The sequence below is a fragment of the Kangiella marina genome (assembly GCF_039541235.1).
Lineage (GTDB): Bacteria > Pseudomonadota > Gammaproteobacteria > Enterobacterales > Kangiellaceae > Kangiella > Kangiella marina.
Genome location: NZ_BAABFV010000001.1, coordinates 1,404,500 through 1,420,107, shown reverse-complemented (window position 1 = coordinate 1,420,107; position 15,608 = coordinate 1,404,500). Strand labels below are relative to the sequence as shown.

18 protein-coding genes are annotated in these 15,608 nt (G+C 43.4%); 3 read left to right on the top strand and 15 right to left on the bottom strand.

Annotated features, from left to right (window positions below; genetic code table 11):
* Nucleotides 1-8: 8 nt before the first annotated feature.
* From ABD943_RS06380 to mnmG, 9 genes are all read right to left on the bottom strand, one after another.
* Complete coding sequence (locus ABD943_RS06380) at nucleotides 9-545, bottom strand: F0F1 ATP synthase subunit delta (protein WP_345292348.1); 537 nt, start codon at nucleotides 543-545, stop codon at nucleotides 9-11.
* Between the two features lie 9 nt (nucleotides 546-554).
* The gene (locus tag ABD943_RS06375) at nucleotides 555-1,025 is read right to left on the bottom strand and encodes a F0F1 ATP synthase subunit B (RefSeq protein WP_345292347.1); all 471 of its coding nucleotides are present in this window, start codon (nucleotides 1,023-1,025) and stop codon (nucleotides 555-557) included.
* 62 nt (nucleotides 1,026-1,087) lie between these two features.
* Complete coding sequence (gene atpE / locus ABD943_RS06370) at nucleotides 1,088-1,354, bottom strand: F0F1 ATP synthase subunit C (RefSeq protein WP_345292346.1); 267 nt, start codon at nucleotides 1,352-1,354, stop codon at nucleotides 1,088-1,090.
* A gap of 83 nt (nucleotides 1,355-1,437) precedes the next feature.
* Nucleotides 1,438-2,313 carry a F0F1 ATP synthase subunit A gene (atpB, locus tag ABD943_RS06365; protein WP_345292345.1) on the bottom strand — a complete coding sequence of 292 codons (876 nt, stop codon included), beginning with the start codon at nucleotides 2,311-2,313 and terminating at the stop codon, nucleotides 1,438-1,440.
* Nucleotides 2,314-2,404: 91 nt separating this feature from the next.
* Nucleotides 2,405-2,779, bottom strand: a complete 375-nt coding sequence (locus ABD943_RS06360; RefSeq protein ID WP_345292344.1) for an ATP synthase subunit I — start codon at nucleotides 2,777-2,779, stop codon at nucleotides 2,405-2,407.
* A gap of 140 nt (nucleotides 2,780-2,919) precedes the next feature.
* Nucleotides 2,920-3,825: a ParB/RepB/Spo0J family partition protein gene (locus tag ABD943_RS06355; RefSeq protein ID WP_345292343.1), complete on the bottom strand. Its 906-nt coding sequence runs from the start codon at nucleotides 3,823-3,825 to the stop codon at nucleotides 2,920-2,922.
* Between the two features lie 30 nt (nucleotides 3,826-3,855).
* Nucleotides 3,856-4,626 (bottom strand): ParA family protein, encoded by a 771-nt coding sequence (locus tag ABD943_RS06350; RefSeq protein ID WP_345292342.1) that lies wholly within the window; start codon nucleotides 4,624-4,626, stop codon nucleotides 3,856-3,858.
* Nucleotides 4,627-4,645: 19 nt separating this feature from the next.
* Nucleotides 4,646-5,290 (bottom strand): 16S rRNA (guanine(527)-N(7))-methyltransferase RsmG, encoded by a 645-nt coding sequence (rsmG, locus tag ABD943_RS06345; RefSeq protein WP_345292341.1) that lies wholly within the window; start codon nucleotides 5,288-5,290, stop codon nucleotides 4,646-4,648.
* 289 nt (nucleotides 5,291-5,579) lie between these two features.
* Nucleotides 5,580-7,490 (bottom strand): tRNA uridine-5-carboxymethylaminomethyl(34) synthesis enzyme MnmG, encoded by a 1,911-nt coding sequence (mnmG, locus tag ABD943_RS06340; RefSeq protein ID WP_345292340.1) that lies wholly within the window; start codon nucleotides 7,488-7,490, stop codon nucleotides 5,580-5,582.
* Between the two features lie 238 nt (nucleotides 7,491-7,728).
* On the opposite strand from mnmG, the gene ABD943_RS06335 reads away from it, so the two are divergent.
* The 3 genes from ABD943_RS06335 (at nucleotide 7,729) to ypfJ (ending at nucleotide 10,744) form a co-directional block, all read left to right on the top strand.
* Nucleotides 7,729-8,370 carry a CPBP family intramembrane glutamic endopeptidase gene (locus ABD943_RS06335; protein ID WP_345292339.1) on the top strand — a complete coding sequence of 214 codons (642 nt, stop codon included), beginning with the start codon at nucleotides 7,729-7,731 and terminating at the stop codon, nucleotides 8,368-8,370.
* Nucleotides 8,371-8,433: 63 nt separating this feature from the next.
* Nucleotides 8,434-9,738 (top strand): hypothetical protein, encoded by a 1,305-nt coding sequence (locus ABD943_RS06330; RefSeq protein WP_345292338.1) that lies wholly within the window; start codon nucleotides 8,434-8,436, stop codon nucleotides 9,736-9,738.
* 151 nt (nucleotides 9,739-9,889) lie between these two features.
* Nucleotides 9,890-10,744: a KPN_02809 family neutral zinc metallopeptidase gene (ypfJ, locus tag ABD943_RS06325; RefSeq protein WP_345292337.1), complete on the top strand. Its 855-nt coding sequence runs from the start codon at nucleotides 9,890-9,892 to the stop codon at nucleotides 10,742-10,744.
* 46 nt (nucleotides 10,745-10,790) lie between these two features.
* Here the strand turns inward: ypfJ and yecR are convergent, their stop codons facing one another.
* The 6 genes from yecR to rpmH form a co-directional block, all read right to left on the bottom strand.
* Nucleotides 10,791-11,096 (bottom strand): YecR family lipoprotein, encoded by a 306-nt coding sequence (yecR, locus tag ABD943_RS06320; protein ID WP_345292336.1) that lies wholly within the window; start codon nucleotides 11,094-11,096, stop codon nucleotides 10,791-10,793.
* An 88-nt stretch (nucleotides 11,097-11,184) separates the two neighbouring features.
* Nucleotides 11,185-12,552 carry a tRNA uridine-5-carboxymethylaminomethyl(34) synthesis GTPase MnmE gene (gene mnmE, locus ABD943_RS06315; RefSeq protein ID WP_345292335.1) on the bottom strand — a complete coding sequence of 456 codons (1,368 nt, stop codon included), beginning with the start codon at nucleotides 12,550-12,552 and terminating at the stop codon, nucleotides 11,185-11,187.
* Between the two features lie 30 nt (nucleotides 12,553-12,582).
* Nucleotides 12,583-14,211, bottom strand: coding sequence for a membrane protein insertase YidC (yidC, locus tag ABD943_RS06310; RefSeq protein ID WP_345292334.1), 1,629 nt, complete (start codon nucleotides 14,209-14,211; stop codon nucleotides 12,583-12,585).
* A gap of 3 nt (nucleotides 14,212-14,214) precedes the next feature.
* Nucleotides 14,215-14,463 (bottom strand): membrane protein insertion efficiency factor YidD, encoded by a 249-nt coding sequence (gene yidD / locus ABD943_RS06305; protein ID WP_345292333.1) that lies wholly within the window; start codon nucleotides 14,461-14,463, stop codon nucleotides 14,215-14,217.
* A complete protein-coding gene (gene rnpA, locus ABD943_RS06300; RefSeq protein ID WP_345292332.1) occupies nucleotides 14,448-14,834 on the bottom strand; it encodes a ribonuclease P protein component in 387 nt (128 codons plus the stop codon). Before rnpA ends, yidD begins: the two co-directional genes overlap by 16 nt.
* 32 nt (nucleotides 14,835-14,866) lie before the next feature.
* On the bottom strand, nucleotides 14,867-15,001 hold the full coding sequence (rpmH, locus tag ABD943_RS06295; RefSeq protein ID WP_046562175.1) for a 50S ribosomal protein L34: 135 nt from the start codon (nucleotides 14,999-15,001) through the stop codon (nucleotides 14,867-14,869).
* Nucleotides 15,002-15,608: the final 607 nt, after the last annotated feature.

The following is a 15,608-nucleotide window of genomic DNA, read 5'->3' as shown; positions in this document are numbered from 1 at the left end:
CTTCCTCACTAAGCTCTTAGCGTTTCGGAAAGCTTGTTGAGCTTACCGCGTATTGATCCGTCAATAACCATGTCACCGGCTCTGATAACCAGTCCACCAATCATTGAAGAATCCACTTGTGTTTCAATGTTAACCTTACGACCAAGTTTTGTCGTCAACTTGTCAGTTAGTCGTTGCAATTGTTCATCGCTTAAGGCCGCTGCCGAAGTTACTTCGACATCAACCGTTTTGTCATAATTCGCTTTTAACACGTCGAAACGTTGGCGAATTGCTGGCAATGCTTCTAAGCGATTATTTCTTGCAAGCAGTTTAATAAAGTTCTGAACTTTATCGACCAAATGGCCTTCACCGATTTTAAGAACAACCTCACCTTTCTGTTCTGTCGAAAGGGCAGGGTTTGTAATCAGTGACGCCACTTCATCATTGCTAACGGCTTGAGCGACAAAATCTAACATGCTTGCCCACTCAGACACAGTCTGAGAACCAAGAGCATATTCGAATGCTGCTTTTGCGTATGGTCTTGCAATAGTAGATAGCTCTGCCATAGTTAACCCTTATAGATCTTTGACTAGCTTATCGAACATATCGTTGTTCGCCGCTTCGTCAATATTGCGCTCGATAACTTTCTCTGCGCCAGCAACCGCAAGTGTTGCCACTTTTGTGCGAAGTTGCTCACGAGCACGGTTAACTTCTTGCTCGATTTCAGCTTGTGCGCCAGCTTTGATTTTATCAGCTTCAGCACGTGCATCATCTTTAGCAGAATCAACGATTTCGGTGTGGCGTTTTTTAGCAGAATCTACTAATTCAGCAGATTGGCCTTTCGCCTCACGCAACATCTCAGCTGCTTTTTCTTGAGCAAGCTCTAGATCTTTTTGACTTCTTTCAGAAGCCGCAAGACCTTCGGCAATTTTATCTTGGCGCTCTTTGATGGCTGCCATGATTGGAGGCCATACAAACTTCATGCAGAACCACACGAAGCCAGCAAAGAAAACCATATTGATTAATAGGGTAGCGTTAATATTCACGTCTATTCCCCCTCTCTAATAGTTAGTCATTAATTTGGTATTAATACCAGCGTGCAATCGTATTAACCTAAAAGAGATTGCAATTGACCAACGTATGGGCTTGCGAATGTGAACCACATGCCGATACCGATACCGATCATGGTTACCGCATCCAGAAGACCAGCTACTAGGAACATTTTAGTTTGTAGCATTGGAGCTAGTTCAGGTTGACGAGCTGAAGCTTCAAGGAATTTACCACCTAGAAGACCGAAGCCAATCGCAGTACCCAAAGCACCTAGACCCAAAATTAATAACACACCTAATGCTGTGAACGCGAACAAAGTTTCCATTGTTTTCCTCCAATCGAGAAATGGTTAAATGTTAAAAACTAAATATTAAAACTAAAAACTCAATCTAAAACTTACAACTGTGATTAATGATCTTCGTGAGCCATGCTCAAGTAGACAATCGTCAACATCATGAAGATGAAAGCCTGTAGTACGATTACTAGGATGTGGAAAATAGCCCATATCATGTAAGCGATACCACCGCCAACGATGCCGCCGATACCAGCACTCATCAAGACCGCAATCAAAATAAATATCAACTCACCTGCGTATAAGTTACCGAACAAACGCAGCGCTAACGATACAGGTTTTGCCAGAAGACCAATGGATTCCATCAATAAGTTAACCGGAATCAAAATCACCTGTACAAATTTATTCTTGCTTGAGAAAGGGTGTAACGTTAATTCACCAACGAAACCGCCAACACCTTTCACTTTAATGCTGTAGAAGATAATGAGTAAGAATACGCCCAACGATAAACCAAAGGTAATATTGGCATCAGTACTTGGCACAACCTTTAAGTAGGTATGACCAGGCTCGGCACCAAAGGCGTACACATTTATCTTATCTGCAACCCATGGAAGTAGGTCGACAGGAATTAAATCCATTAAGTTCATCAGGAAGATCCAGACGAAAATCGTTAATGCTAATGGTGCAATTAATGGATTTCTGCCATGGAAGGTGTCCTTAACGGACTTATCAACAAATTCGAAGATCATTTCGACAAATGATTGCCATCTGCCAGGGTTTTCAATTTTCGCGTTTTTAGCCACTTTCCAGAAACTAAAGCAAAATAGCGCGCCTAAAAGGAAAGAGAAAATAAGACTATCGACATTAAATGTCCAAAAACCAGCCTCTTGGCAGTTATTCCATACCCAACCTTGGTCGGTTTTACACACTTGCCAGTTTTGTAAGTGGTGCTTGATATACTCAACGCTGGTTTGATTCTCTGAAGATGCCATTGCTTCTTAAACCCTATACTCTTTAATCAAGTAAAACCTTTTCTTTAATCGGTTATAAAGGAAAGGTCCCCTTTAATCACTTAAAAATAAGTCACTTAATAATTAACGGTGCAAACCATTGAGATAGCACGATTATTGAATAACCTATCAATAATGGAGCCCCCTGCACCGGTAATACAATAAATGCAAATGCCATGAGCACTGCTGCAAGCATTAGTTTCAAGCTCTCTCCAAAATTAAAGGCTTTTTTAATTTCGAGAGCTGCCTGAGCACCTGACTTGCGAAATACGATTGTGGCAAAGATAAAATTAACCAGCACCACAATGAGACTGCCAACCCCTAGTGATAGGCTGACGGTTCCTGATATCAAAAGACCTATCAGAAACAAGACAAAACTGATTGCCAATTGCACGAGCACCATCTTGTAGGCTTGCATTCGGCCTTTTCGCGCTAGTGATTGACTCATGCCAACATTACCAGTTTCACCACAATTCGGGCGGCAAGTATAAAGATTTACCCGCCTTTTATCAACCAAAGGACTGCCACAAAAGTGTTTTTTTTACCTCATGTGACTAATTAGTTATTGTAATCCCTATAAATTGTGTTCTAGTCTGATTGAATACCTAAATGTTGTAATATCCCATCCAGCTCATCCAAGCTGTGGTAGTTAATGACAAGATTGCCTTTACCTTTTGAGCCGTGATTAATCGCCACGGTGGCACCGATTTTATCAGCCAGCTGTTGTTCCAGTGCGACAATATGGTGATCTTTTTCTTCTTTTTTGGTTTTTTTCTTCGGTTCATTAATATTTCGAATCAGCTTTTCCGTTTCTCGAACCGTTAATCCTTTCTGCACCACGATCTTTGCGGTTTCCGACTGCTTCGCGCCATCAAGCGCTAATAACGCTCGTGCATGACCCATTTCCATGTCCCCACGCTCCAGATGCGTCTTACAAGCATCCGTTAACTGCATTAATCTCAATAAGTTAGTTACGGTCGTACGGCTCTTACCTACAGCGTCGGCCGTTTGTTGGTGTGACAGGTTGAATTCTTCTTTTAAGCGGTGCAGAGCATTGGCTTCTTCCATTGCATTGAGATCTTCACGTTGAATATTCTCAATCAGGGCCATAGCAATGGCCGCTTCATCCGGAACTTCTTTTATTAAAACCGGGATTTGGTGCAACTCTGCTCTTTGCGCTGCACGCCAACGACGTTCACCAGCAATGATCTCATATTTGTCTTTAGAAATCGGGCGGATCACAATCGGCTGGATCATGCCTTGAGCTCGAATTGAGTCGGCTAATTCTTCCAGGCCCTCCTCAGTCATCACCCGACGCGGCTGATATTGACCGGGCTGTAAAAACTCGATTGGCATTTCTTTAAGAACGCCGTCTTGGCTCAAAATCGTTTCTGAGTCTTGGTTTGCGTCTGATTTTTTAGCGTCCCTAGCCGTTTTACTGGTACTGTTCCCCAGTAATGCGTCCAAACCTTTACCCAAACCACGTTTACTCATGAAATGTCCTCTAAATTCTCTACGTTATCGTTATGCCGCACTTCGACGCTTAATAATCTCACCCGCCAACGCCAAGTAAGCTTTAGAACCACTGGAGCTGCGATCATAGAATAATACTGGAACGCCGTGGCTTGGCGCTTCTGCCAAACGCACATTTCTCGGGATCACGGTGCGGTAGACTTTATCCTCAAAGTGACTGAAAAGCTGTCGTGATACTTCCAGCGACAAACGGTTACGGGGGTCGTACATGGTGCGTAGAATACCTTCAATCTCAAGGTTCGGATTAACATGCTCTTGAACCTGACGAATGGTATTAAGTAGCGCCGACAAGCCCTCCAACGCGTAGTATTCACACTGCATCGGTATCACAACCGAGTCCGAAGCCACTAGCGAGTTCAAGGTCAGCATGTTCAACGACGGAGGGCAATCAATCAGAATAAAGTCATACAGATCATTAACCGCCTGCAATGCTTGTTTCAAACGCTTTTCTTTATCATCAAACTCTAACAAATGAACTTCAGCCGCGGTTAAATCACCGTTTGAAGGCAATACATCGTAACCCGCAACATCGGAGCTGACGATATGGCTTTTAACGTCTTCCGGCTCCATTAAAGAGTCATAGGTTGAAAGCTCTAAATCCGACTTTTCAATGCCCGACCCCATGGTGGCATTGCCCTGAGGATCCATATCAATCATCAGCACACGCTGCTTCTCTTGCACCAAAGATGCTGCAAGATTGACACTAGTGGTCGTTTTACCGACGCCGCCTTTTTGATTGGTAATGGCAATGATGTAAGCCACAAGTCACCTCAAGATTCTTTTATTGTGTTTTTTGGAGATAAATAAAATACCGCGTTGCGTCCAAATTGGGAACCTTTACTTGCTTAGAATCGACCAATTGTAGCGATGAATCTAACTGTGCTATCTCATCATCAGGGTATAAGCCTTTCATTGCCAGCCACTGTCCATCCGCTGCCAGTAAATGTTCGGTCCAATCGGTCATGTCTTTTAGCGACGCAAAAGCACGCGAAAGTATGCAAGCATACCCTGAATCATGATTAAAGTCTTGTACCCGCTTATTAACCACGGTGACATTATTGAGTCCCAACTCATAGACCACCTGTTTCAAAAATCGCGTTTTCTTACTGTTTGTATCCAGCAAGGTAAAGGATTTCTCAGGATTTAAAATCGCCAACGGAATTCCAGGCAAACCACCGCCAGTACCCACATCCAAGCAAGAATCAAACGACGCAACCGCAGGCGATACCACCACAGAATCCAATAAATGAAGGTACAACGCCTCTTGAGGATTGCGAATCGCCGTCAGATTAAATGCTTTATTCCACTTAAATAACGACGATAAATACTCCAGCAACTGCTCACTTTGCGCTTCAGAAACAGCAATACCCAGCTTCTGACACTCTTGATTAAATTCAGGTTGGAGTTGTTTTAATTCTTGATTCACTAAAGATTACTCGTGGTTATATTTATTACTCGATTGTTACAAGCCCTGCTTCTGGTCCCCTTACATTGAGCTAAGTTACGCACAAAATACCGCGAGCAAAATCTTGGATGATTTTGCTAAGAGTTTTCAGCACAAGGAAGAGCTGTAAACTCTGATGCGGAAAATATTTTGGGCGGGACGCTGGAAGTCATGCTTGCATGACCTCAATGTCCGGGGTGGCCTTCTTTTGGTTCCTTTTCTTGTACCAAGGCATTCCCGTTGGTCGCCACGTAAGAAAAGGAACAAGTCATTACGCTGACTTTAGGTGTTTCCGCTTCTTCAAATACACCAACAACAACGAAATAGCGGCAGGTGTAACCCCTGAAATACGGCTAGCTTGGCCAATGGTTTCAGGTTTCAAGTTTTGGAGCTTTTGCGCCACTTCGTTGGATAACCCTTTTACTTGGGTATAGTCGATATCACTCGGTAGTTGCGTATGCTCATTACGTAAGTTGCGATCAATTTCATCTTTTTGACGCTCAATGTAACCCGAGTACTTGGTCTGGATCTGGACCTGCTCAGAAACCTTAGGGTCTTCGACTTTCGGCCCTAAATCAGGCTGCGACATCAGCATGTCATAACTCACATCTGGGCGACGCAATAACTCTTGGGCCTTGTAAGCACGGCTCAACGGTTTTTCCAACACTTTATTCAATTCTTGGGCTGCCTGGCTTTCCGGCGTAATCACCAGCTTAGCAATACGTTTTAACTCGCTATCAATCGCTTCACGCTTGTGATTAAAGGCGACCCAGCGGGCTTCATCCACTAGTCCAAGCTGATGACCACGCTCAGTCAAACGTAAATCGGCATTGTCTTCGCGCAAAATCAAACGGTATTCAGCTCGCGAAGTGAACATGCGGTAAGGCTCTTGTGTGCCGCGCGTGATTAAGTCATCAATTAAAACGCCTATGTAAGCTTCATCGCGACGCGGCGTCCAGCTGTCTTTGCCTTGTGTTTGCAGCGCAGCGTTCATACCCGCAATCAAACCTTGAGCACCAGCTTCTTCATACCCCGTGGTACCGTTAATTTGTCCCGCAAAGAACAATCCATGGATAAATTTGGTTTCTAACGATGCTTTGAGGTCACGAGGATCGAAAAAGTCGTACTCAATGGCGTAGCCCGGACGCGTAATGTGCGCATTCTCAAAACCTTTGATCGAGCGCACAAAGTCCATCTGTACATCAAACGGTAAGCTGGTTGAAATACCGTTTGGATACAATTCGTGGGTATTCAAACCTTCAGGCTCGACGAAAATCTGGTGACTGTTTTTATCACTAAAGCGCATCACTTTGTCTTCGATCGACGGGCAATAACGCGGGCCAACCCCTTCAATTTCCCCGGAATACATCGGCGAACGATCCAACCCGCCACGAATAATGTCATGGGTCTTTTCGCTAGTATGGGTGATCCAGCAAGAGATTTGCTCAGGGTGTTGCGACACATCACCCATAAAAGAGAAGGTTGGTACCGGCGTATCACCCGGTTGTTGTTCCAGCTGCGAGAAATCAACGGATTTAGCATCAATTCGAGGAGGTGTACCTGTTTTTAAGCGATCGACACGGAATGGAAGTTCACGCAACCGATCCGCCAGTGCAATCGACGGCGGATCACCAGCACGACCGCCTGAGTGGTTCTGTTGACCGATATGAATTTTTCCACCCAAGAAAGTGCCCACCGTTAAAACAACGGCATCCGCATAAAAATCCAGCCCCATCTGGGTTTTCACCCCGATCACTTTTTGTTCAGCCGGGCCGCTAACGTCGTGTTTCTCAACAATCAGATCAACCACAGCGTTTTGGAAAATACTCAAGTTTTCCTGATTTTCCAACGTTTCTCGAATCGCCGCTTTATACAAAGCTCTATCAGCCTGCGCACGCGTCGCACGCACTGCTGGGCCTTTGCTGGCGTTTAGGGTTCTAAACTGGATTCCGGCGCGATCAATCGCCTGCGCCATGGCACCGCCCAAGGCATCGATCTCTTTAACCAAGTGGCCTTTACCGATACCTCCAATCGCTGGATTGCAGGACATTTGGCCTAAAGTATCAATATTATGCGTCAGTAATAGCGTTTTCACACCCATGCGCGCAGACGCAAGCGCTGCTTCTGTACCCGCATGGCCACCGCCAATAATAATCACTGAATAATTTTCTGGATAACGCATATATCGAACTTTCAACCTAACTGTTTGTGAGCGCAAAGAGCTATTGTAAACCCTAGGCGATTTGGGAGCGAGATCATACTCTGATTTGTTTAACTTTTGAACAGTTTTTGACTATCTTTTCTGTTTCAATCAACCTAAAATCAATACTTTATCATTATACTTATTCTTTATTGTGCTCAAAACCACTGATAGCGCGTCTTATACCCCGATCTCCCTGATGTATTCGTTATGGTTGGCTTTGGCACTATTACTTGTGCTTTCCCTAACCACAGCGCTATTGCTCACAATACTAGCGCCTTTTTTTTCCACTGGTAGCGACCCAGAAACGGCCTCCGGCATGGTGCTGATTCTCTCGGTCACGGGCTCTTTGGTGATTTCATACACACTGCTTGCACTCTTAACCCAAGAGTACTTAGTCACACAGTTTTTACCACGACTCTCTCTTAAACCTCATCGCATCCTTATTGCTCTAGCTTCTGGTGCAGCTATAGCCTACGTCGTTAGTTTCGTCAGCTCTCAATACCCACCCCAAGCTGGGGAGAGCAACACCTTTCGGATCATTCAAAGCAGTGGTTTAAGCGCACAAAGCTTACTGATTTTTGTAACCGTCTTACTTGCTCCTTTGTGTGAAGAGTACTTATTCCGCGGTATTATTTTTGACGCCCTAAAAACCCGCTTTACCACATTTTTCGCAATCTGTGCATCTGCAGTTGTATTTATGGGCTTCCACCTAATAGAATACAGTGATTACTGGGTGGGGATGTCAGCGATTTTTCTTCTTGGCATTGCATTGGCGTTTTTACGTGAGTCGAGCAATTCCATGTTAAGCCCAATTTTATGTCACGCGAGTTACAACGCGGGAATTTTATGGTTAGCGTAGCCTTTGTTACACGATCACCATGTGCAGATAATTATTATTGATAGATAAAGGAAGGAGAGGCTGGTGAAACTTTTTACTCGTATTTTGATCGTTCTTCTTATTCTTGCAGGTTTAGCTTACGGCTATATCTGGTACAAAAATAAGCAAATGATCGACAACATTTTTACCGCAATGAAAATGCAAGCGCCAGCTAGCTATGATTCAACTTACGTCAGTTTCGATGGTAAATCGGTCACGACCAACATTAAAATCACCATTCCCGGCACTGCTCAAAAAGCCACGATTGAAGAAATTCGATTTGGTACAGACAGCTTAATTAACTCTTTTAAACTGGTTCGTTCCATCGAATCAGGCCAATACTTTGGTGGCGTTCAAAATATGAGCGCAGAAATTAAGCAACTGCAATTTCCGTTAGTTTCGTCGATGGATAGTGACTCCTCGTATGATTCTCAACCGGATTTATTGACAACAATGTCGCTTGCCGGTTGTGACAATAAAACCTCTCTTGATATCAGTGATTACACTGCGATGGGTTATCAACAAGTGACCTTGGATTTTAGTACCAGCTTTACCTACGATAAGCATATCAATCAAGCCAACTGGAACATGTATGTTAATGCTGGTGAGTACGGCAGTTTAAACGTTGATTTTTTACTTGATCAAATCAATCCCAATGCTCTGGTACAAAACCCCAAGCTGAAGTCGGTCACTGTCGAAGCTTTGACAACCGATTTTACCAATCGTCTGTTTGAGTATTGCGCAGAACTCGAAGGTTTAGAGCTTGCTCAGTACTACCCACGCCATATCGATTATCTTCGTCATGTTTTGTACGACAATAATCTTCATTTTAGCGAAGAGTTTTACGATACGTATAAAACCTATATTCGTCAGCCTGGTAGTATTCGCTTAGAAAGCTACCCAACAGACTCCATCAATTCTATGGAAATGATGCAAATGTCTGCGCAACGTTTGATGAGTGCTTTAAGTGTTCGTATTTTCTTTAACGATCAACGTGTTCGCCAAATTTACGGAAACCCACCACTGCCTTCCGAGCTCCCTGAACTGGATACGGTTGTGGAACTAGAAGACGACAACTTAACCCGAGTACAGGGGTTAACATTACAGGACACAGCGCCTTCTAATCTCGGTCAATATATTGGTTATGAAGCACGCTTTAACTACCGAGGCAAAAGCTTCGTTGGAACCGTACAGTCCGTTTCCGGCTCGATAGCCCGAGTTAAAACCTTCATTTCTTCAGGCAACTATCTTGAGATGCCGTTCAGAGTAAACGAAATCCAAGCACTCCAAGTTCGTCGTGAAGTTACTCCTGAGTCCGTCAAACGAGAAGAGGTAGAAACGGATCAATAATATATAACCAAGGTGAGGTTCTTCCTCACCTTGGGCTTACCTTAAGTATTTTTAACACGCTTATAATTTTCTCTAAATCAAACCTTGTCACTTGCCTTTATTTTGCTTGTTATATTATTCTTAACCATTCGTTTTTTCTAGGGATCCGATTATGAAGTGGCGCAATCGACGAAGAAGCAGCAATATAGACGACCGCCGTGGTCAAAGAATGAAGTCAGGTGCCAAGCTTAGTATCGGTGGTATTGTCATGGCTCTCATCGCCATCTTTGTGTTCAACCAAGATCCGATGCAGGTCGTCACAAACTTGATAGGTGGTCAAAACTCTAACACAACAACTCAGCAAACCAACTACCAACCCTCCGCTCAAGAACAAGACGTTTATGATTTTGTTAGCGTGGTTTTAGCTGATACTGAAGATACTTGGACTTCGATTTTTCGCCAATCCAATGAAAAGTACCCGCAACCCACATTGGTTATTTATAACGACAGGACGCCAACCGCTTGCGGTACCGGTCAAGCAGCCTCTGGACCTTTTTACTGCCCAGCCGATCAAAAAATTTATTTGGATTTAAGTTTTTTAGGCGAGTTAAAACGCATGGGAGCCAGTGGCGACTTTGCGGTGGCCTATGTACTTGCTCATGAGGTCGGTCACCACATTCAAACCGTCACAGGCATTTCAAGCAAGGTTCGCACAGCACAAAGCAAAACCAACAAAGTAGGGCAGAATGCCCTTCAGGTTAAAATGGAACTGCAAGCGGACTGCCTCGCTGGTGTATGGGCTAACCAAACCCAGAAACGCATTCAATTCTTAGAGTCAGGTGATTTAGAAGAAGCTTTATCAACAGCAGAAGCCGTCGGCGACGACACCCTCATGAAACGCGCTGGCGTACCACCACGTCGTGAAAATTTTACCCATGGCTCAGCGAAAGAACGCATGGACTGGTTTAATCGAGGCGCAAATACAGGAAGCTTTGGGGCTTGTGATACTTTTAGAGGGGTGCTTTAAACTTACTAATAGCTGGCTGGATGAATTTCACCCAGCCAATGATTTATCAATCTATGCATTGAAACTTCATTGTGACAAAGTTTCTAACACAGTTGCCATAACTATTATATGACTGGCAACGGGAAATTGTTCCGCCAAAGCTTTCGGCTGTACTGTAACCCCAAGCAGCACACCTTCTAACGGCTGTGCTCAAAGCTTCATTCCAGTCAACTTGGGGACTTTCAAACATACCGTATTCGTATGAAAGTTCTACAATTCCATCAGACTTACTACCACCAGTTGCTTTTGGAACCTTAATCGTTGTGCAAGCAGATAAAATTAATATAAAAGCTATAAAAACCAAATTCCTCATTTTATATCCCTGTATTTTTTTAATTTCACTGTTAATAATAAATTTTTATGTGCACTAGATCAAATTCCCGAGATCTATATGACTACCTTCACTTCCCAATACAGAAACTAGAAAATATTCGTCCTAATAAATCGTCGGCACTAAATTCACCGGTAATTTCTGACAGCGAGTTTTGTGCTTGGCGTAATTCGTCGGCGAGTAACTCTCCAGCGTTAAACTCGACTAATTGCTCCTTGCCTAAGTAGCAAAACGACAGAGCTCGCTCAATCGCGTCTAAGTGTCTACGTCGAGCTAAAAAAGCCCCTTCGGTATTTTGTTGATAGCCGACAATCTGTTTGAGCTCTGCCTTTAACTCATCAATTCCCGTTCCATCCTTTGCACTAATTCTGATGGTTTTATAACCCGTATTTAGATCATCTCGGTCAAGCTGTGACAAGTCAATTTTGTTGGCTACGATCAATAACTTTTCTTTAAATTGTTCAAAGCGCTCAAAAGCAGGATCGATTTCATGAGGAGTAAAGCTCGTGGTTTCATTTGAGTCTGCGACTAATATAATTTGATCCGCTTGTTCGATTTCTTTCCAAGCTCGCTCAATACCAATTTGTTCCACTTTGTCGTCTGATTCGCGCAAACCCGCCGTATCAATGATATGAACCGGCAGTCCGTCAATATGAATATGTTCTCGCAGGACGTCACGGGTGGTTCCTGGAATATCGGTCACAATTGCCGAATCTTTGCCTGCCAGTGCGTTCAATAAACTGGATTTACCGGCGTTTGGTTTTCCCGCGATCACCACGGTCATGCCTTCGCGTAAAATCGAGCCTTGTTGCGCCTGGCTTTGTAATAACTCAATGTTATTGATAATTGTATTTAAATCACCTAAGACTTTACCGTCAGATAAGAAATCAATCTCTTCCTCCGGAAAGTCGATTGCCGCTTCAACGTAAATCCGTAAATGGATCAAAGCTTCAACTAACCCATGGACTTTTTGCGAAAACTCACCTTGCAGTGATCGCACCGCCGATCGCGCCGCATGTTCTGAGGTTGATTCAATCAGATCGGCAATCGCCTCCGCTTGCGCCAAGTCCAGCTTATCATTCAAGAACGCACGCTCAGAAAATTCCCCAGGACGTGCTAAACGAACTCCTAGTTTTAGAACTTCCTTGAGCAATAAATCCAGAATCACTGGGCCACCGTGGCCTTGCAATTCTAGAACGTCTTCTCCGGTAAAAGAGTTCGGCGCTTTAAAATAAAGCGCGATCCCTTCATCCAGTACGACATCGTTTTGATCGACAAAGGGGAGATAAGTTGCTTCTCGAACTTGGAGTGATTTTTTGACAATTTTTTGGGCTACGGTTTTTGCTAAGGCGCCCGATACTCGAATGATGCCAACGCCTCCGCGACCGGGAGGCGTTGCAATAGCGGCAATGGTGTCTTGCGTATTAGTAGCTGACACTATCTGTTCCTATATAATTACTGCGTTAGCTTACTTTTTCTTCACCGCTTTTTTAGGCTTATCGGGGGCGTTCTCAACTTTTTTCGTGACGTACTGCTGTTGGGCCACCGAAATTAAGTTGTTACATAACCAATAAAGGACTAAGCCTGCCGGGAAGAACAGCATAAAGACTGTAAAGACCACCGGTAAATAGCTCATGATCTTTTGTTGCATCTGATCCATGGTTGGTGACTTAGGCTGCAAGCGCTGCATCAACCACATACTTCCGCCCATCAGCAACGGTAAGACGAAGTAGGGATCAGCAACCGACAAATCCTGAATCCAACCAAAGAATGGCGCATGTCGTAATTCAACCGCTTCAAACAGAACATAATACAAGGCGATGAAAATGGGGAACTGTAACAGCATCGGCAAACAACCACCGAATGGGTTAGCACCTTCCTCTTTGTACATTTTCATCATTTCTTGCTGCATGCGCTGCTTATCATCGCCATAGCGCTCTTTCAAACGCTGCATTTTAGGCTGCAATTTACGCATGTTCGCCATCGAGCGATACTGCGCTGCTGACAATGGGTACAACAACGTTTTAATGACCATGGTCACTAAAATAATGGCTAAGCCCCAGTTTCCTAAGAAGCTGAAGAAAAACTGCATTAATTTATACAGAGGCAAACCAATCCACCAAACCCAGCTCAAGTCCAAAGACTTGTCTAGACCTGGTGCCGCTGCTTCGAGCTGCTCTAAATCTTTTGGTCCAACATACAAGTCTGCGGTAATCGACTTTTCTTGGCCTGCCGGAACTGAAATTGTGGGCTGCACAAAACGGATCGTGGTGTCTTTGTTCTGCTTTACTGAACTGGTGATATTGATCTGCTGATCTTGTGGCGGAATCCACGCCGAAATAAAGTAGTGTTGTAAGAAGCCGACCCAACCACCTTGACGCGATGTTTTGATAGGCTCTTCTTCTAAATCTTCAAAATCTACTTTTTCGTACTGTTGCTCTTCGGGAGAGTAGGCAACCCCCATAAATGGCGTCATACCAAACGAGGACTTTTCTTCCAAGCCTGTAGGTTTTTGATCGCGCGCTAGCTCAGCAACAAAATTATAGGTTCTGTCGTTAGCAGAGCTGTTGTTGATGCGGTAAGCCATGTTGATAAGGTACTGTCCGCGTGTAAACGTAAAGACCTTTTCAAACGTAACACCGTCAGCGTTGACCCAAGTCATAGGAACCGACAAAGAGTCTTGGCCTTCTATCAATCGATAAGCCTGCTTTTCGGTGGTATAGGCAGCACGCGGTAATTGGTTATCAGGAGCGCCTTGCCCTAACAATGCGCTTTTCGCTTGGTACATACGATCGCGATAATCAAACAACACGACTTTATTGTTTGCTTGATCTAACTCGACGTTATAGTTCTTCAACTCAGCATAAACAATGTCGCCACCGTTTGGATCGATACGGTAACTGATTAAATCCGTTTCAACGGTAACAAGATCGTCACTAGCAACGGTCTTATTATCACCAGCTACTGCAACACTGTTTTGCTCGGCCACACTCTCTTGTTGAGAGGGCTTAGGGCCATAATCTTTTTGCCAAGCTTGGTACAAAAGAAACGTACATACCGCTAGGCCGAGAATAAAAAATCCGCGCATTGATTCCATAGTTTACTCTTTTACAGCTTTTGATTGTTGAACCGACTTTTTCACAGGGACAGGATCGTGCCCACCTTCGCACCCTGGGTGACAACGTCCGACTCGCTTCACTGTCAACCAGCTCCCTCGAAGCGCACCATGATGCTCTAAGGCTTCTATCGCATAATTAGAACAGGTAGGTGCAAAACGGCACTGATTGCCAATTAACGGACTGAGCGTTAACTGGTATAAACGCACTAATTTAATCAGTAGCCACTGCATTTTTTCTTCGCTCGCGACCAAAGTCGTTTGAGGTGCTCGAATAATACCTCATTCGTCATTTCACTACTACCACGACGCGCCAATAAAACAATATCTACAGCAGGAAGTTCATTTTGGTTTAAACGAAATGACTGTCGACATAATCGCTTTAAACGATTACGTTTAACCGCTGATTTAACGTTTTTTTTAGCTACAATTAAGCCAAGACGAGAATGATTTAACGTATTAGGAACTGCAAGGAGTGTGAAAGAAGGGCAAACCAGCTTTACTGGATTGCTAAAGACTTTTTTATAATCCTCAGCTGTGAGCAATCGACGACTTCTTGGAAAACCATAATCTATGGTTTTACTGGAACTCGTCTTATCGCTCACATCAAAGAATTCAATATTTTATCTACCGCAAATTAAGCGCTTAAACGCTTACGGCCTTTTGCACGGCGGTTAGCTAAAATTTTACGGCCATTTTTAGTCGCCATACGAGCACGGAAACCGTGTACACGCTTACGCTTAATGACGCTTGGTTGAAATGTTCTTTTCATCTGCTTAACCCATCAACATAAAAATTTATTCACAATTATCTTGTCCATAATAGACATTGATTTGTGACAATAACTACAAGGACGCGGAATTTTATAGGAATCTCCCTACGATTGCAATGCTCAAAGCCTTATTTTTTAAGGGTTTGCTCCGTTTATTTCCAGATCTCTCATATAGTGTCTTCTGTTATATCCAAGCACTAGATATTGTATTTACACGGAGTCTAGGCCCGCAAACTGTGGATAACCTATTGGCTTAAAAACTCATACTACGCTTATATTTCTGATAAAAAAAGCGCTTTTACAGGATTTTATCCGTTTTATTTCTTTTTTCATGCGTTATCTCCATCAATTTTCTCGGATTTGATCAAGTTAGTCAGTAATAAATATAATTAAGTATTTAAAGATCTTATTATTATTATTAGTCAAGCCACTATCTGTTGATAAGTTAGTAAAGTATAAATTTATCATTGAGTTAGAATTATGATAAACCGGTGTTTAAACTGTCTTATATCCTGAGGTTAAAAAATGGATAAGTCTCAACAAAGCCACTTTTATACCTTTGTGCACAGTTTTGCACTATTTATATACATCATTTAACCACAATTTA